Annotated in this window: 14 protein-coding genes; 10 read left to right on the top strand and 4 right to left on the bottom strand. The window is 56.7% G+C overall.

Annotated features, from left to right (window positions below; translation table 11 throughout):
• Positions 1-401: 401 nt before the first annotated feature.
• The 6 genes from ACEN9G_RS12870 to ACEN9G_RS12845 all read left to right on the top strand — a co-directional run bounded on the left by ACEN9G_RS12870 (position 402) and on the right by ACEN9G_RS12845 (position 7,591).
• A complete protein-coding gene (locus tag ACEN9G_RS12870; protein ID WP_413337459.1) occupies positions 402-1,178 on the top strand; it encodes an RNA polymerase sigma factor in 777 nt (258 codons plus the stop codon).
• A complete protein-coding gene (locus ACEN9G_RS12865) occupies positions 1,178-1,744 on the top strand; it encodes a hypothetical protein (protein WP_413337458.1) in 567 nt (188 codons plus the stop codon). Before ACEN9G_RS12870 ends, ACEN9G_RS12865 begins: the two co-directional genes overlap by 1 nt.
• Positions 1,745-1,746: 2 nt before the next feature.
• Complete coding sequence (locus ACEN9G_RS12860; protein WP_413337457.1) at positions 1,747-5,133, top strand: UvrD-helicase domain-containing protein; 3,387 nt, start codon at positions 1,747-1,749, stop codon at positions 5,131-5,133.
• Between the two features lie 85 nt (positions 5,134-5,218).
• On the top strand, positions 5,219-5,968 hold the full coding sequence (locus tag ACEN9G_RS12855) for a multiubiquitin domain-containing protein (protein WP_413337456.1): 750 nt from the start codon (positions 5,219-5,221) through the stop codon (positions 5,966-5,968).
• The gene (locus tag ACEN9G_RS12850; protein WP_413337455.1) at positions 5,943-7,124 is read left to right on the top strand and encodes a ThiF family adenylyltransferase; all 1,182 of its coding nucleotides are present in this window, start codon (positions 5,943-5,945) and stop codon (positions 7,122-7,124) included. The genes ACEN9G_RS12855 and ACEN9G_RS12850 overlap by 26 nt, the downstream gene beginning before the upstream one ends.
• Positions 7,124-7,591, top strand: coding sequence for a ubiquitination-like system serine protease family protein (locus ACEN9G_RS12845; RefSeq protein ID WP_413337473.1), 468 nt, complete (start codon positions 7,124-7,126; stop codon positions 7,589-7,591). Before ACEN9G_RS12850 ends, ACEN9G_RS12845 begins: the two co-directional genes overlap by 1 nt.
• 154 nt (positions 7,592-7,745) lie before the next feature.
• On the opposite strand, the gene ACEN9G_RS12840 is transcribed toward ACEN9G_RS12845, so the two are convergent.
• The 3 genes from ACEN9G_RS12840 to ACEN9G_RS12830 form a co-directional block, all read right to left on the bottom strand.
• Positions 7,746-8,600, bottom strand: coding sequence for a hypothetical protein (locus ACEN9G_RS12840; RefSeq protein ID WP_413337454.1), 855 nt, complete (start codon positions 8,598-8,600; stop codon positions 7,746-7,748).
• Between the two features lie 154 nt (positions 8,601-8,754).
• Positions 8,755-9,932 (bottom strand): IS3 family transposase gene (locus tag ACEN9G_RS12835; RefSeq protein WP_483126690.1). Its coding sequence is split into 2 segments (ribosomal slippage): positions 8,755-9,665 and positions 9,665-9,932, totalling 1,179 coding nucleotides; the frame shifts between segments, so codons are not numbered across the junction.
• 59 nt (positions 9,933-9,991) lie between these two features.
• Positions 9,992-10,660 (bottom strand): hypothetical protein, encoded by a 669-nt coding sequence (locus ACEN9G_RS12830; RefSeq protein WP_413344779.1) that lies wholly within the window; start codon positions 10,658-10,660, stop codon positions 9,992-9,994.
• Positions 10,661-10,939: 279 nt separating this feature from the next.
• Here ACEN9G_RS12830 and ACEN9G_RS12825 point away from each other — a divergent pair, with 279 nt between their 5' ends.
• Together ACEN9G_RS12825 and ACEN9G_RS12820 are read left to right on the top strand one after the other, a co-directional pair.
• A complete protein-coding gene (locus tag ACEN9G_RS12825) occupies positions 10,940-11,938 on the top strand; it encodes a hypothetical protein (RefSeq protein WP_413344777.1) in 999 nt (332 codons plus the stop codon).
• Positions 11,939-12,092: 154 nt separating this feature from the next.
• Positions 12,093-12,920, top strand: a complete 828-nt coding sequence (locus ACEN9G_RS12820) for a TnsA endonuclease N-terminal domain-containing protein (protein ID WP_413344776.1) — start codon at positions 12,093-12,095, stop codon at positions 12,918-12,920.
• Between the two features lie 217 nt (positions 12,921-13,137).
• Here ACEN9G_RS12820 and ACEN9G_RS12815 read toward each other — a convergent pair.
• Positions 13,138-14,315 (bottom strand): IS3 family transposase gene (locus tag ACEN9G_RS12815; protein WP_483126689.1). Its coding sequence is split into 2 segments (ribosomal slippage): positions 13,138-14,048 and positions 14,048-14,315, totalling 1,179 coding nucleotides; the frame shifts between segments, so codons are not numbered across the junction.
• Here ACEN9G_RS12815 and ACEN9G_RS12810 point away from each other — a divergent pair.
• Together ACEN9G_RS12810 and ACEN9G_RS12805 are read left to right on the top strand one after the other, a co-directional pair.
• Positions 14,229-16,355, top strand: coding sequence for a TnsB C-terminal domain-containing protein (locus tag ACEN9G_RS12810; RefSeq protein WP_413338708.1), 2,127 nt, complete (start codon positions 14,229-14,231; stop codon positions 16,353-16,355). The genes ACEN9G_RS12815 and ACEN9G_RS12810 overlap by 87 nt on opposite strands.
• Positions 16,352-17,767 carry an ATP-binding protein gene (locus tag ACEN9G_RS12805; RefSeq protein ID WP_413338690.1) on the top strand — a complete coding sequence of 472 codons (1,416 nt, stop codon included), beginning with the start codon at positions 16,352-16,354 and terminating at the stop codon, positions 17,765-17,767. The genes ACEN9G_RS12810 and ACEN9G_RS12805 overlap by 4 nt, the downstream gene beginning before the upstream one ends.
• The last annotated feature ends 6 nt before the right edge of the window (positions 17,768-17,773 follow it).

The raw sequence follows: 17,773 nt of genomic DNA, 5'->3' as shown, positions 1-17,773 counted from the left end.
TGCCGGCGTCGATTTCTTCAAATTCTCGTACCAGAAAGTTTCCATTCCCAGAAGTTCGTCGATGCTTGTTCCAGATCTCAGTAAACTTGATCTTAGCACCTATTTGTTGCTAATTGGATATGATTACTGGTATATTTCTTGTTAACGTAGAAGTCATTCCTGGGAGTTGGCGTAGGCATTAAGACGTGAGCCGACAAAAATGGCCACGATGTGAGGCGCTGCTGTGTGTCCAGTAGGCCACTTACTCGTTTTGCGAAGCCAACCGGCGCCTTTGACTCCAGCTGCGCACGCCTTGTAGAGACCGGCGTGAGACGCGAAACTGAGGGCGTGAGCTGCGGAACCTATACGCCCCCTTTCACTGATAGGCATGCCCTGAGACGGGCTAGACTTGAGGAATAATTGTGGTACGTCCCCTCCGCAAGACCAAGCTTGATGGCACGCCTTATTACAGGCGCGAAGCCGTTGAAACTGAAATTCGCGAACTTGCAACCCTCAGCGTCACCGAACTGGAGCGCCGTGCAGCTCGTTGGCCAAGCACCGCTTCAGGGTTTGTTTCGCCGGAAGCGTTGGTATACTTCGTTCGCAACCTACCAGACGGCGCTCATCGTGACAAACTGGCCGAACAATTGCTTGGCCGTGTTGTTCGTCGCATACCGCGGGCTACGGACGCAGGTGGCCACACGGAGTCTCTCACCAGAATGAACATTCGGGAGGACGTGGTCGACCGTTTCCTTGATCTACTGTTGAGCGATCGGGATGAGTACGACGACCGCCTCGATTACTACGAAGTTAACTTCAACTCGGCCATAGCCAAGGCTAGGCAAGACGCTAGCAACCGCCATTGGAAACACGAGAACCGGAGCGATGAGCTGGGTTCTGACGAAGTAGGGGTCTCCGAACGGGTCGAAGCTGCGGTTGGGGACTACGATCCCTTTGACGCCGACGAACTTGACAAAAAAGATTACCGATTGCTGCTCGACGATGCGATTGACAGCTTACCTGAGTTCCAACGGAGGATCGTCGAGATGTGGCGCCAAGAAATTCCTATTGAGTCGAAAGACCCTTCAGTCGTAACCATCAGCAAGGTGCTGGGTAAGACCGAGAAGACCATCCGTACGCATCGCGACAAAGCTTTCGCCTCCTTGAGGCTGCGTCTCGAACGCAAGGGGAGGATGTGATGACTGAACATTCATCGAACACACGAGAAGACGTCTTAAACGCTTTTGCTATGGATTTCGAGCCTGGAGCTGGAATCCTTGAGCGATACCTATCGCAGTACCCAGAGTATTCGCTACAGCTTGTGGATCTTTCCAGAGAACTGTCTCGAGAGTTCGATGACGACACGCCATTGAGCGCTGACGATCTTGCTGCTGTGAGTGCAGGTATGCGCAGGCTTCAGGAACGTCCGGCAACTCTGCAAGCCCTACAGGAGGCTCCAGCCAAGACGTTCACTAACGCAGCTAAAGCATTGGGATGGCCAATACAGGCTGGCCTTGCCCTACGCGAGCGCCGGATCGAAGCCTCAACCATACCCGCGCGCGTTCACGAAAAATTAGCCCAGGCTCTGCAAGCGTCAGTCGCAGTCCTAAACTCCTTTTTGGCTTTACCGCCGCAGACGTCCCAGCTTCGGGCCAGCAAGTCGAGCATCAAGCCAGTGGCTGCGGAAAAGGTTTCTTTGGAACGAACCCTTAGAGAAGCGGGGGTCAACGAAGAGGCATTGTCAAAACTGCTTGACGACGAGTAACCATGGATGCTCTAGAGCTCGCGCGGCAGCATGCTAAACGACTGCACGACGAAGCCGTCGAGCGCGGGAGCGACCCATGGACTCCATATCAATTCGCGGTCGGGATCGCTGACGAACTCGGCATTACCGTCGAGCCCTGCGCCCCTGGTGCCGCGATCCTCGATGGCGCGCGTGCAGCCTTCGACGCTGAGATTCCTCTTATTGTTCACGAGAATGTTGGAACGCCATTCGAACAGGCTTTCCTGGTGGCGCATGAAATCGGACACGCCGAGCTAGGAGACGGCGAAGAAGATGACGAGGCTGTAGTCGAGATCGACGCAGCTCGGACGTCGGAGGCCAGCCCGGTTGGGATGGACCGGGTTGTCGACTACAGCCGACGGCAGCGACGAGAGGTTCAGATGGACCTCTTCGCCAGAGAGCTTCTCCTGCCGAGGCCTTTGGTGGTCGACCTGCACGTGGTTCAAGGGCTGACCTGTTCCGAAATCGCAGGCCGGCTAGGTGCGCCGTTCGAAGTCGTGGCTCAACAGATGCTTGATGCGCTATTGCTTCCCCATGTGCCTGTTGTCGCTGCAGCGGAACCAATTGAGATCCCCCTCAATAAGAAGCAAGAAGACGCAGCTGGCCATCGAGGCGCTGCTTTTCTTCTTCAGGCAGGACCGGGCACAGGTAAGACACGCACGCTGGTAGCGCGAGTTGAGAGCCTGCTGGAGGAGGGTGTTGACCCGAGGCGTATCCTTCTTCTGACCTTTTCGAACAAAGCTGCAGGAGAAATGGCCGAGAGGATCGCACTGAAGCGGCCTAAAGAGGCCGCCGCGCTTTGTATTGGAACCTTCCATAGCTTCGGCCTAGACATCCTGAGGCGATTTAATGACCGGTGTAACCTGCCAGCTAATCCTCGCCTGCTGGATCGAACCGAAGCAGTGGAACTCATTGAGAACGAGTTCCCGCGACTCGGCCTGATCCACTACCGTAATCTCTACGATCCCTCGCAGACCGTCGCTGAAATCTTGGCTGCAGTGTCGCGAGCAAAGGACGAAGTCGTTGATGCCGCCGGGTACCTGGCGCTGGCAACGGCAATGCGCGTTGCAGCGTCCGATCAGAGTGCCGTGCACGCCGCCGAGAAGGCAGCAGAAGTTGCCAAGGTCTATGCGCGCTATGAGGAGCTGAAGGCGGTCACCCAATGCGTGGATTTCGGTGACCTAGTCATGCAGCCAGTGCTCCTGCTGGAAAGCGATGAAGCAGTTAGAGCTCAGCTTCAGGGCGCGTACGACCACATCCTGGTTGACGAGTACCAGGACGTGAACCGCAGCAGCGTGCGGCTGCTAGCGGCGTTGAGGCCAACAGGCGAGAACTTATGGGTGGTTGGCGACGCTAAACAATCCATTTACCGGTTCCGCGGCGCCTCATCGTTCAACATGTCTCGCTTTGGGCGCGAGGATTTCCCCGGCGCGGTACGCGAGAGCCTAGAAGTCAACTACCGCTCTACGTCAGAAGTGGTCCATGCCTTTTCGACGTTCGGGAAGGACATGTCAGCAGCTGATGGCGAGAAGGCACTCAAAGCGGATAGGGGCTCTGGTGGCAAGCTACCTGAAGTTATTACGGTGGGCAGCACGTCCCTGTTAACGTCGGCTATCGCTGACGGCATTGAAGAGCTGCACATAGAGGGCTATCGGTATCGCGACCAGGTCGTCCTGTGCCGTGGGAATGACCGGCTGTCCGATATTGGACGGGAACTCGAACGCGCAGGCATTCCGGTACTGTTCTTGGGCAGCCTGTTTGAGCGACCAGAAGTGAAGGACCTTGTAGCAGTGCTGACGCTTCTCATTGACCGGCGCGCGATGGGGCTGATTCGGACCGCTTGCTGGCCAGAGTTCGAGATGGCTTTAGAGGACGCAGTTAGGATCTTTGAGCATCTACGAGGTACGGACGTGGAACCGGGTGCCTGGCGGCTTCACGTCCCAGCTGAAGTGACGAGCGCAGGGCAGGCCGCTTTGTCGGCCCTCCATGTCGCCCTTGCTGGCTTCGATACAACTTCGCAACCTTGGACCGTACTTGCGACCCTCCTTTTAGACCGAACTAGACGAGCAGCACGTATCGCTGCGTCAACCAGCGTTTCGGAGAGGGCACAGGGCATCGCGATCTGGCAGTTCATGAACTTCGTTCGGGCACAGCCGAACGGGCGGGGACTCCCGATTCAGCGGCTTACCGACCGCGTGAGGAGGCTCCTGCATCTGCGAGATGACAGAGACCTGAGGCAGCTTCCTGCAGCAGCCCAAGGTATCGACGCAGTTCGCCTGATGACGATACACGGGGCAAAGGGGCTTGAGTTTCAAGCAGTCCACATTGCCGGTGTAAATAAGGATTCAATCCCTGGATCGCTTCGGACATCGAAATGTCCTCCACCAAGGGGCATGGTCGTCGGTGGACAGGGGACCGCTGATGAAGTGGCACGAGCGGCTCATAATGAAGAGCAGGAGTGCCTGTTTTATGTCGCAATGTCACGCGCGAGAAATCGTCTGGCTTTCTATGGGGCGAGCGCCACGGCAAACGGGCGAGCCAGGCCGTTATCGCCATTCCTGGATCGAATCGGGACAGTCAACCGCCGATCCGTGACGCCGACTACTGTCATGCCTCCAGCACCTGACGACGACCCCATACCTGTGGTGTTTTCTGGCAGTCCACGTTTCACTTCCGATCAGGTCGCGCTATATGAGTCTTGCGCTCGACGGTTCTTGTACACGCATCTGCTTCAGGTGGGTGGTCGCCGCCGGATGAGCTCGTTCATGCAAATGCATGAGGCGATCCGCGAGGTCTACCGTGCGGTTGTGGCTCAGGGAAGCACGCCGACTGACGAGCTGGATACTTTGCTCTCGAAAGCCTTTGTTGCCCATGGTCTGCATGAACATGGCTATATCGATGACTATCGGGAGATAGCCGTTACGATGCTTCAGTATTTCTTGGAGTCACGAGCAGGCGCCTTGATTGAAGGGCCAACGGCGCTGCACATTTCGTTTGAAGATTTCAGAGTGGAGGTAAGGCCGGACGAAATCTTGGTACGAAATGGTATCCGCACCTTGCGCCGAGTAAGGACTGGCCACGCGCCCAGCGAAGATGTAAAGGACGTTGGGGCCGCGGCGCTTGTGCTGGCGTCCCGTGCGGCATTCCCTGACGCGCACATTGAGCTTGTGTACTTGGCCGATGCCGAATCGAAGCCGTTGACACTCTCCACCAGAGAGCTGAACAACCGGCAGGGCAAGCTGAGCGACATCTTCCGTGGGATCCGGGATGGCCAGTTCAAGGCCAAGGTGTCGGACACCATCTGCCCCAACTGCCCGGCCTTCTTCGTATGCGGCGCGGTGCCGCCGGGCACGCTCTACAAAAATTTCTGAAAAAAAGCTTACCGGCGGCATGCGGCGGGTCCGATTAGAGGGATGTAGACGAGAAAAATCTCGCTACATCAACCATAAGGACCCTATGAAACATCCTGATATTGACAACGTTGGCGATGCGATCCGTGAGGATCGCCCTCTGCGGGAAGCTGCCGCTTACCGCATTCTCTTCGGCTTGGAAGGTCTGACCTTCCGCCACATTGACGTGACGGACCCAGTTCCCACCGGTCGGCAGATTCTCGACAGTGCTGGGCTTGACCGCCGTGGCGACTACCTGCTCTTTGCGCTCTTGGCCTCGGGCGACTTCGAGGACATCCGGCTCGACGAGACCGTAGACTTGCGCGGCAGGGGTGCTGAACGCTTCATCGCGTTCAAGTCCGACCGCGACTTCAAGTTCTCGTTGAACGACCGCCAGATGGCCTGGGGCCGTGCTGACCTGCTCGGCAGCGTTCTGTATGACCTCGCTGATCCGTCGCCCGAGGAGGCCATCTTCCTCGAGGTCCGAGGCGGCGAGGACCGTCTTATCGAGCCGGACGACCGGGTCAACCTCGATGCACCTGGCATCGAGCGGTTCATCGTGGCCCCGCGGCCGACCAAGGGCTACGTCATCCTGGTCAACGCTGTCGAGGAGACGGTGCCGGACAAGCACGTCACCTTCGAACAGGTCGTGAAGCTTTCTCATCCGAACGCGCCGCCGGAAACCAACGTCAAGTTCTCCATGACGTACCGCAATGCGGCCTCGCTCCCCCACGCCGGTGAACTCGGCGAGGGCGGCTCTGTTGAAGTCAAAAACCATGGGACTATCTTCAATGTCACGCGAACTGTTCAGTCGTAATCCCGACTTGGCCCGGCTGCGGTCGGAGGGGTACTTCGTCCGCATCCAGGGAAGCCTCCTGGTGATGCGGGAGGTCCCTTACGTCGATGCCCAGCGCCGCGTGCGCACCGGCGCCCTGGTGTCTATGCTTGACCTGGCTGGCGATCAGACGCGGAAGCCGGAAACGCACGTGATCCATTGGGACGGCGATTTCCCGTGCAACGCGGATGGGACGCCTTTGCCAGGGATTTCTCACGCGTCGCCGAACACCGACCTCGGCCACGGACTCACCGCACGGTACAGCTTCTCCAGCAAGCCTAACCAGGACGGCTATCCGGACTACTACGCCAAGATGTCTACTTACGCAACGATATTGGCTGGCCCGGCGGCCGTCCTCCAGCCCGGTATTAGCGCACGGTTGATCCGCGGCGCCGATGATGAAGACGAACACAGCGTCTTCAACTACCTCGATACCGCATCGAGCCGGGTCGGCCTGGGGGCGCTCGCAAGCAAGCTGGAGAACGAGGTGGTGGGCATCCTGGGCACTGGCGGCACGGGCGGTTACATCCTTGACCTGGTTGCGAAGACTCCAGTAAAGGAAATCCGGCTGTTCGATGATGACGAATTCCTGTCGCACAACGCGTTCCGCGCGCCGGGCGCGCCATCGCTGGAGGAGCTGCGGGACGCCCCGAAGAAGGTGCAATACCTGAAGGGCATCTATGAACGGATGCATCGGGGCATCGCGGCGCACCCCGTGAAGATGAGCGCGGAGACGCTGGGGCTGCTTGACGGCATCACGTTTGCATTCCTCAGCATGGACGCAGGCGAGGAAAAGCGCGCCGTGGTCGCCAAGCTGGAGGCGCTCGGCGTTCCATTCATCGACGTCGGGATGGGTTTGGAACTCTCTAACGGCAGCCTCGGCGGTATCTTGCGGGTGACAACGAGTACACCAGCGAAGCGCGATCACATCCACGCAGGCCGCATCTCCTTCGCTGGCGGCGGCGGTCAAGACGTGTACGCCTCCAACATCCAGGTGGCGGACCTGAACGCCCTGAACGCGTGCTTGGCGGTCGTGAAGTGGAAGAAGCTCCGTGGGTTCTACCGCGACTTGGAGAACGAGCACCACAGCACGTACACGACTGATGGCGGCATGTTGCTAAACGGAGACCAGTCGTGATGCGCCATGAAACCCTGGAGCATCGCTTTGTCCGCAACGTCCCACGCGAATTGGATCCAGGCGTGTTGTACATCTCGATGGACTACGCGACTGCGGTCCACTCGTGCTGCTGCGGCTGCGGCGATCGCGTGGTGACCCCGTTTACGCCTACCGACTGGCGCATGACGTTTGATGGCGAATCCATTTCGCTTCACCCTTCCGTGGGCAACTGGAACCAGAAGTGCCGGTCACACTATGTGATCCGGGGGAGCCGCGTCCTAGAGGCCGGCGCCTGGTCCGCGTCGCAGGTTGAAGCAGAACGGCGCCGAGACAAGCGGGCCAAAGCTGAGCACTACAGCCAGCTAAGGGATGCTGAACCTAGCGTCGATTCTCTAGCGGAGGGCGGCGCGTCTAGCCCGACCACTCGGGCGAAGGCCGGACTGTCCCCAAGCATCTGGTCGCGCTTCAAGATATGGCTCAGCAGCTGACCAAGGGGCTACTCGATGGTTGCGTGCTATAGACGATGCTACGGCCCGTCCATAGCTCTAGCCTAGTAGCCCCTTCACCACACCCTGGGTTTCGTACCTAGACTTAGCGTCAAGCAGCTTATGAAAATCAGACCAAGCCCTTGAGGTCAGGCGCCTATCGGACAATGACCGGAGCATGGGCACTAGGCGGTAAGGAGAGCATAAACTGCAGGTCTTCCAACGCTTTACGAACATCGGTTTCAAGGCTAAGGACGCCGTCAAAGGCTGAGCCCAACAGCACGTAGTCCTGGTCCAAGATATCGTTGAGGACGACTTTGCCCTTTGCGGTATCAAGGCCACCATCCCCGAGCCACTGCAGCGCATGGTGCACCTGGACGTAACACCAGCGCCTGGTCAAGGATTTCGTCTTCCAGAGCCTTCGCGACACGGAGTTCGGAACCCCAGCCTTCTTCATGTGCGCCACATAAAATCCGTCCCCGACTGCCCGGGCAATACCTAAGCGCGCAATTCTTCCTGCTATTCCTCCTTGTCGGCAGGCCTTGATCCCATCTTCCGAAAGCTCGGCACGAAGCTTGCCAACCAAGCGTTTCAACTCATCCCGATTTGCCTCGACGTTCAGGTCGTGCCGTTGGAGATCTTCCCGAGCTTCAGCCATCCGGTCACGTAGTAGCGACATGGTTTGCCCACTACCTATCTGACTTTCTACGATGGCTCCGCGAAGTAACTCTGTGAAAATGCTAGGCAATAATCGTCCCTCAGCTGAAGCTCTGGATCTAATTTCCAGTTCGCGAGCTTCTTGTATGGACATCGCCATAAAGCACCTCGTTACCAAGGGTACAAATGCTTCAAAACTGTTCCGAAAGGTATCTTCCCAATGTTCATTCTTGACCATTTCCACCAAGCCTGTGTCTGGGATGACAAACTTTGCATTCGGATGCGCATCGACGAACTCCGCAAATCGCGGTGAGCGCATGACATTCTGATCGACCACATAAATTTTTCGCGTCACAGCAACCAATCCGAACAGTTAGTAGAGAAGCTCAGCGACGATGGTTTCAATAGGTGTGGCATAAAGCTGGCCTGATTTTGAGGAGTGTCCCCAGATCATTCCGGCAATACGCATCTCGGCAGGACTCCACTTTTCTCCAAGCTGGGTGTAGTGGTCAAGTAATTTCGGACACCACGATAGATTCTTTTGCTGCCATGTTCCGCTCGAAGACGGTGGGCGGCAGGTTGCCCAGAACGGAGTTCAGCCGTTCGCAGTTGTAGAAGCCCACGATGTAGGCCGCGATGTCGATTCTGGCTTCGGCATGATTGGCATACTGGCGTTGCCAGACCCGTTCCATTTTCAGGTTCAGAAAGAAGCGTTCGGCGACCGCATTGTCCCAGCAATTTCCCTTCCGGCTCATGCTGCAGATATAGCCGTGCTTGGCCAGCAAAGCTTGGTATTCGGCGCTCGCGTACTGGCTGCCGCGATCGGAATGGACCACCAGGCCCGGCGCCGGTTGCCGGTGCCCGATGGCCATGTTCAGGGCCTCGCACACCAGGCTGGCAGGCATGCTTGGCGCCATGGCCCAGCCCACCACCCGACGCGAAAACAGATCGAGCACGACCGCCAAATAAAGCCAGCCGGCGCCAGTTCGGATATACGTGATATCGGAGGCGTAGGCCACGTTCGGTGCCACCGGATTAAACCGACGACCCAGCACATTGGCGGCTACCGGCAAGGCATGTTTGCTGTCGGTTGTGTGAATGAATTTACGCTTCCAGACGGGTTTCAGCTCAGCTTGCCGCATCAGCCGCCGCACTTTATGGCGGCCGATTTGCAGCCCGTCGTTGGCCAGGGCGGCCACGATCCTGCGGCTGCCGTAGCTTTGATGGCTTGCCGCGAAAGCGGCCCGCACATGCACGCTGGCCTTGCACACGGCGGGCTGGGCGGCACGTCGCCGGGCCTCGTAAAAACCAGAACGGCTCACTCCCATCACCCGGCAGCACTGGGCAACGCTGAGGGCCTTCTTTTGCAGCTCGTCGATGAGTCGGTAACTCATTTCAGTTCGCGGGCAAAGAAGGCCGATGCCTTCTTTAATATCTCCACGTCCCCCCGCAGCTGACGGTTTTCCTGCTCAAGCTGACGAATGCGCTGCTGCTCTGGCGTGAGCGGCTTGCCGATGCCTGGTTGCCCCGCCTGCTCATCCTCGTATTGCTTTACCCAGCGGCGTACCGCGCTCGGGCCGATGCTCATGCTCTCGCTAACATGCTGGACGCTCAAGCCCTGCTCTTTAATCATACGGACGACTTCCAGCTTCAGACTGGTATCGAATTTTCGGCGCTGCCTTGTCATGTAAAACTCCTCGGATGGTGGATTGTCCACCTATCGAGGTGTCCGGGCAAATTAGACCACTACAGGGTTACTTCTTCGTAGCGCGTGTTCCATAACAGCGAACCGCTCATGCCATTTGGTAAAGACAATGTTCCGGTGGTTCCAAGCATGGGCAGCGCGTACTCGGGTTGCCACGCCAAGGACATGTGAAGTGCAGGATCTGGATGCGGCGGCTCTTCCTGAAAGACGGCTTCATCGAGTTCCACCAGCCGCAGAAACACTGAAGTCCCAACCACGACCTGCGTGCCAAACAGCTGCTTGGCGTCAGCTCCAGGAAACCCGTATGCATAAAACAGCTCACCTTGGACTGGCGCGTGGCCAATACCGAACATTGAGCTAGCAACACATTTGCCCTGATGTGAAATCTCGGTGAACGATCTTTTCACCGTCGCCACGGCAGCATCGACGGGATGAGGAACCTCGACAAATTTGCCTTCGATGCTGATGCCGTATTCCGTCCCGAAGCATGAGTATCCAAGAACTCCGTGTTTCTGCCATCGAGAGACGTGTTCACATGTGACAATACATGGCTCGCCATCGTTGTCGAACAACCAGCCAGTGCCATGATGGCGGCCTGGCGGATCTCGGGTATCGTTTCTTGGAATAAATTGGATCGCGCATGTGTATGGCTCGACGAATTCAGCCACAGCTTGAGCATCTGCATCGGACAAAGGCTGTTGTGATGACATGACGTGCGCTCTCCATTGACGCTAAAAGGTTATTGTTCAATAGCCATAAGCAGTGGTCAAGTTGAAGCTAGACGTATAGGCGCCAAAGCAATGTAAGTGTCGTCTCAGCACCGTATAGACACACCCTGGGTTCCGACGCAAAGTAGTCCTCACTATTTTTAAGCGGGGACTACTTTGGGTGAAGTCGAGCAAAAGAGGTGTCGTTGGAGCACGAACTATTCGCTGGAGATCAAGCTAGGACCTGGCGCAGCATGCGCTGCGCGCCACTGGGAGCCTCTTATGAACAACCGCCATCAATCCAATGAGCCGGCAGCCCCGCAGCCAGGCGATCAACTGTTAGGGGACCTGCCCAATTCAGAGGAGCGTTGGGAGTCGCAGCCGCCATTCGACCCTGACGATCATGAGCTGCAAAGCGCCGACCGTGAGCGGCAAATGGAGCTGATGCGAGACTGGTTCCTCGCGCGTTATTGCGACCCTGCCTATGAGACGCCCTATGAGTCGGCGGAAGGCGGCTACATTTGGATATGGGGAGGCCCTTACTATGCCGAGGAAGAGCTGCAAGGGCGGTTTTCGCACATCGTTGACGACGAAGTGATCGAGGAGCTAGCCGAGGACCTCAATCGCGATGGCGGGTATCAGTGGGCTCCTGTGCGCCGCGACGACGACCGAGATTATGAGGACCTCTTTGGCCTCGACCTTGACAAACCGGACGACCCGCTGTCGAGGCTCAAAGAGCGGCTGGCTGGCGCCACCAGCGTCCTGTCGCTCGAGGGCGCTGGGGCAGCTATGGAGCAGCTCTCGCGCATGGCGTTCGGCGCCGCGATATCCGCGTTGGAAGCTTACCTTTGGGAGACAGTGGCTTTTTGGGCCAAAGGCAACCGCGAGGTGTTGAAAGGCATCGTTCAGAACATGCCCGAGCTGCGCGATCAGCCGATCAAGTTGGGCGAGGTGTTCGATGCGCACGACGGCATTGAGGCTCGCGTCATGTTCTATCTGCAAAACCTCGTATGGCATCGATTCGACAAGGCCGCGATGCTTTTGCGGTTTGGCCTTGGCATTAAGCCGCCAAGTTTCAAGCTGTTCGAAGAGGCGCTGACGAAGCGCCACGACATCGTGCACCGAAGCGGACATGACAAGGATGGCAACCCAGTGGTCGTGACCGCGCAAGACGCAAGAGACCTGGCGGCTGCGGTGGAGGCGTTCGCGTCTAAAGTCTACGAGGCGATTGTCGAGAAGTTGTTTCCTAGCGAACCGGAAGAGGGCGCCGATCCGTTCTAGGTCAGCGAGCGCTGCGTGGATTTCGCTATCGATTCTGACCGAGTCGCTCACCCTTGCCTGAGTTTTCGGCTGAGCGACGAAGGTGAGCAACCAGCCAACTCGAGCAATTTAAGCGTAGACGGCACTTTATCGCCTGCGTCCCACTCTATACTGCATGGAATGGGATCCCCATCTTGGCATGTATCCGAGGTACTTACATAACAGGCTGAAGCGCGGATTTGGCTTGGGAGTCGGTACTGCGTACCATCCTTGGCTGCGAGTCAGAGATGTTCGGTCTATTGGTACCTCCGGCAATCCCAAGGGCATTACAATCCCCCGCGTCTACCATCTGCTGTCGGTGCCCGAGCGGATATTCTTTCATCTCCTTGACCGACAGCTCGATGTCGTTGACATACGCGAGCAGTTCCCCATCCTCCATCTACAAGAAACGCTGGCTATCTGCAGCGAGCTTGGCGTCAAGCACACCCGCCACGGCAGTTATCCAGAGCCGTTCACCCTCGACTTCGTCGTCACGCGCCGCACGCCCTCAGGACCGGTGTATCAAGCGAGGAGTATCAAGACACCCGAGGACGCGGTCGTCCCAGAAGTCAGACTCAGGTTAAAAGTTGAGCACCAATGGTGCCAACAGAACGGCATCGACTGGAAGCTGGTCGACACGACGGAATTCACTAGGGACTTGCTATCAACCCTAACCTTCATGCGTGGGTGGTCGCTGCAACGTTACGTCCCCAAGATGGACCAAGCGGACGAGTTTGCCAAAATGTTTGCCGATAGTTATGAGGCGAACCTACCTCTGAAAGAGCTAGTCAAAACATGTTCCAGGCGTCTCAAACGCGGCTATGACCACTGCCTGACAGAATTCCGCTATTGCGCCTGGTCTGATCGTATCGCCGTCGATTTGACTTCGAAACTGACTCTTCACCTACCCGTGGTGCTTCGCGATGGTAACATCGGCAATGTTCGTTCCGGGACGCAACGATGAGCCTCTTAAACCTGGCTTAGTTCTTGAAGTGACTCAGGAGCGCCCATCCGTCCTGCTCCGTATCACGCATGTGTTTAGCCGTGTGATCTATGTGATGCCTGTTTCCACCGCGAACATGGCACGGTATGCCGTTCGCCCATTGGAACAGCATCGATCCAATGTTACTCGGAACCTGGAGGCCGGCAACTGGCGCGTTGGTCGCCTTGGACTGTAGTGGTCAAGTAATTTCGGACACCACGATAGATTCTTTTGCTGCCATGTTCCGCTCGAAGACGGTGGGCGGCAGGTTGCCCAGAACGGAGTTCAGCCGTTCGCAGTTGTAGAAGCCCACGATGTAGGCCGCGATGTCGATTCTGGCTTCGGCATGATTGGCATACTGGCGTTGCCAGACCCGTTCCATTTTCAGGTTCAGAAAGAAGCGTTCGGCGACCGCATTGTCCCAGCAATTTCCCTTCCGGCTCATGCTGCAGATATAGCCGTGCTTGGCCAGCAAAGCTTGGTATTCGGCGCTCGCGTACTGGCTGCCGCGATCGGAATGGACCACCAGGCCCGGCGCCGGTTGCCGGTGCCCGATGGCCATGTTCAGGGCCTCGCACACCAGGCTGGCAGGCATGCTTGGCGCCATGGCCCAGCCCACCACCCGACGCGAAAACAGATCGAGCACGACCGCCAAATAAAGCCAGCCGGCGCCAGTTCGGATATACGTGATATCGGAGGCGTAGGCCACGTTCGGTGCCACCGGATTAAACCGACGACCCAGCACATTGGCGGCTACCGGCAAGGCATGTTTGCTGTCGGTTGTGTGAATGAATTTACGCTTCCAGACGGGTTTCAGCTCAGCTTGCCGCATCAGCCGCCGCACTTTATGGCGGCCGATTTGCAGCCCGTCGTTGGCCAGGGCGGCCACGATCCTGCGGCTGCCGTAGCTTTGATGGCTTGCCGCGAAAGCGGCCCGCACATGCACGCTGGCCTTGCACACGGCGGGCTGGACGGCACGTCGCCGGGCCTCGTAAAAACCAGAACGGCTCACTCCCAGCACCCGGCAGCATTGGGCAACGCTGAGGGCCTTCTTTTGCAGCTCGTCGATGAGTCGGTAACTCATTTCAGTTCGCGGGCAAAGAAGGCCGATGCCTTCTTTAATATCTCCACGTCCCCCCGCAACTGACGGTTTTCCTGCTCAAGCTGACGAATGCGCTGCTGCTCTGGCGTGAGCGGCTTGCCGATGCCTGGTTGCCCCGCCTGCTCATCCTCGTATTGCTTTACCCAGCGCCGTACCGCGCTCGGGCCGATGCTCATGCTCTCGCTAACATGCTGGACGCTCAGGCCCTGCTCTTTAATCATACGGACGACTTCCAGCTTCAGACTGGTATCGAATTTTCGGCGCTGCCTTGTCATGTAAAACTCCTCGGATGGTGGATTGTCCACCTATCGAGGTGTCCGGGCAAATTAGACCACTACAGACTTCCTCAACAGTTCCTCGACCACCCTGCCGTAGCTGAGAGCGAACAGGATCCGATAAAGGGTGCGTTTTCCGCGATTGAACCGCTGGTCGAACAATTTGACGACGAGCGAAACCTTGCGCGTTCGGCGTTTAACGTACTCATAAATCGAAGAGCAGAAGAACTCAACGTCAGTCCTGTCTCACTTCGCCGGCTACTTCTTCGTTACTACTATTTCGGCAGAGTCAAGAACGCCCTCCTGCCATTGCGACAGGGGCGTAAAGTCGGTCCCCAGCGTCCTGGGTTAATCGATGAAATGGCGGGCGTTAGTGAGGATGTGCGCCAGCCCAAGCGTCGTGGTCGGCAACCCATCGAATCGAAAATACTAGGGCCAAACACTTTTGTTGTAACCGACGAAGACGTCACGGACATGATTGACTGTATCGAGACACTTGCAAAAAAGGGGCCGACGACCCAAACCGCAGCACATCAGGTATACATCCAAAGTTACTTTTCCGAGCGTCACCCGACCAGATATGCGGACTACCTCGCGAAGAAGTGCCCTCTGCCGGTCACGCTGCGGCAGTTCCGTGCAATCACTAATAGCAACATAGCCCTGTCCCGCGACGCCAGGAAGAACGTTGCTGGGCAGGGCCGAAAGGCGGCGAAAGGAGCCTTGCTGGCCACCGGGCCAGGCGAGGTATATGAAATTGACGCGACTGGCGGCCGAATCTTCCTTGTCGACAGTAAGAATCCCGGTGAAGTACTTCGTACTCCAATCATCTATTTGGTGATCGATCGGTGGAGTCGATTTATCGTCAGCGCATATGTCACGCTGGGACCAGCGTCTTGGGAAGAAATCCGCTTCGCTTTGCTGATTGCGTTTACCTCGCGAAAGCGCCGCTTTACAAACCTTGGAGTGAACATCGACGAAAACCGTTGGCCGCGAGGTAAAGTCTGCGCGCGCTTGGTAGTAGATCGTGGTTCCGAAATGATCTCTCATGCAATGCTTGATGCGGCAGTCGGTGGTCTACACATCGAAACAGAGACCTTGCCGCCTTTCTGTCCGGATGGGAAAGGAATCATTGAGCGCGTAAATCGTGAGTTAAAGCGCAAGATGGCACAGCGAGGAATTAAGGGCGTTTTCGCTGAGCGCCCTGGGGATCCAAAGACTAAGCGCGCGTTCAAGGCAGCAAAGGCAGCCGCCGTCCATACGCTACGCGAGGTGTATTGGGTCCTGATCGACATCATCGACTCTCACAACAACAGCCCTCACAGCAATCTTGAAAAGCGCACGATCCTTCGACGCGCGCAGGTAAGACCAACGCCTCGTGATGCATACCTCTGGGGACTGGAAAATATCACCGGTATCGAGAGTCCCCCGTTGGAAGATGCAGACTATCAACGGCTTCTCCTAGGCACTGACAAGGCCACCCTCGCAAATGGCGCAATGATCTGTCGGGGTCGAAAATACCTGCCCATGAATGCCGCAGCCGAACGCCAGGCTCGCCTATCCTCGTCCAGGCGACGGCAAGTGGCTGTAAAAATTGATCGTTCAGATCCTGTCGAACTCTATGCCCCAAATGGCGACGACGAATGGCCGCTGTGGGAAGTGAATGCTGCTGGGTTGCAGGAGCTACAGGAGATTACCTTGGAAGAGGAAGACTATCTGGCGGAAGACCACCAGCTTCTTTTGGCAACGACACGAAATGATGCGTTCATCGAGAACCAGAGGAGGTCAGGAAACCCAACTCGCAGATCTCCCAAGCAAAACGTTACCACTATCCACTCTAGTAGTGCGGATATCGCATCAAGGCGCACGGCCGAGACAGCGAAAATCAAGCGCGCTCTTACCGGGAAGCCCATCACTGAGTCAGTGCCTCTTGGCACAAAATCAAAAGAACCGGCTGCAGTGCCGGCCCAGTTAACCTGGGATGAGCTCGAAAAGCGAGAACGCATTGCGATTATTGAACGCCAGAGAAAGGTACGAAAATGATCACGTACACCTGCATCCCTGCAGATTACAAGCCTACTGGCGTCCGTCGTTTCGACGGCAACCCCTTTATAGAGGCGCTGCCGAGCTTGGAGAAGTCCAAGGACCGAATTCTCGACAGGCTTAAGAATTACCCGCAAAAGCCAACTAAGAGGGACCGCCAGAAGAGCGAACTAGTTCGAACTGCGGAAGTGGGATGTATCAATGAGATCGTCTATCCATTTGCCGAGTACAAACGTGCTGGCACCAATCTTACAATGAATATCCGGGAGTCGTACGTCGCGCGGCATCCATTATCAGTTCACGACATCCAGCGGAGGCACGCAATCGCGCTTAATGAATCGAGCGCCGTTCCTTTCCCCAACAACTGGACCTCGACTGCCAGAGGGCAGTCGTTACTTGGAATTAGCGGAAGCGGAAAGACAACTTTCGCTACTGCGTTTTCACTGCCGTACCAAGTCGTCATTGAGCACAAGGAATATCAAGGTAAACCTTTGGTCTGCCGTCAAATTCCGTGGGTCGGAATTCGGATGTCGCACGACGCTACACTGAAAAGCCTGTGCTTGCAATTTTTCGAGGTGGTGGATCACATCCTAGGAAACACGGATTACCGTCGGCAAGCTGTGGCCGTAAGAAATGTTGCACGTATGGTGATGCTGATCGCTCAAGTAGCGACAGCAGCCTCAGTCGGGGTTATCTTTGTCGACGAGGTCCAAAACCTGAAGGCGGCGATGGGCAAGAACGCCGTGTTTGTTCTCAATCTTTTCAGCGAAATTATTGAAAGAGCAGGTGTCACGTTAGTTGTCGCAGGCACGCCAGCGCTAGCATCGGTCATCGACGAGAACGTTCGCAACCTGCGTAAGCTCAATTCCGGCGGCGAATCTAATTTCGTTCAGATGAAATATGGCGACCCAGAATTTGATGCCTTTTGTGACATCTACTGGGACTATCAATTCGTCAAGAATCCGGTGAGTCTCGGCAAGGAGATACGCAAGGCTTGGCACAAAGCAGGTGCCGGCAACCCGGCCTTTACTGCCCTCGCGTTCATGCTAGCGCAACGTAACGAAATTGGTGGACGCGAGGTTATCGACGCCGTCGCGTTTGACCGTGTGTCGAAGATTGATATGGCAATTCTTGAACCGGCAATTAGCGCATTGCTCAGCGGCCAAGCTCACCTCCTCAAGAGCTTCGATGACCTCTTGTTCAAGGAGGGATGCCGTTCGCTTCGTAAGCTAATAGCTTGGTCGGATGGTAGCGACACGCCGAATCCGACGGATGACGAGTTCAGTGAGCTACAAGAGGTACCGGCGGAGGGTGCATCACATGCTCCTGAAAAATTAAATAGAGGAAGAAAGCGATCTACTAAAAGCACAAGCTATATAAGTTTACCAACAGAGAACCCGCTGATTCGATAAAGTTTC

The organism is Massilia sp. Masssp94 (assembly GCF_059491305.1).
The sequence above is the reverse complement of the archived record's forward strand: the minus strand, read 5'-3'. Positions and strand labels throughout refer to the sequence as shown.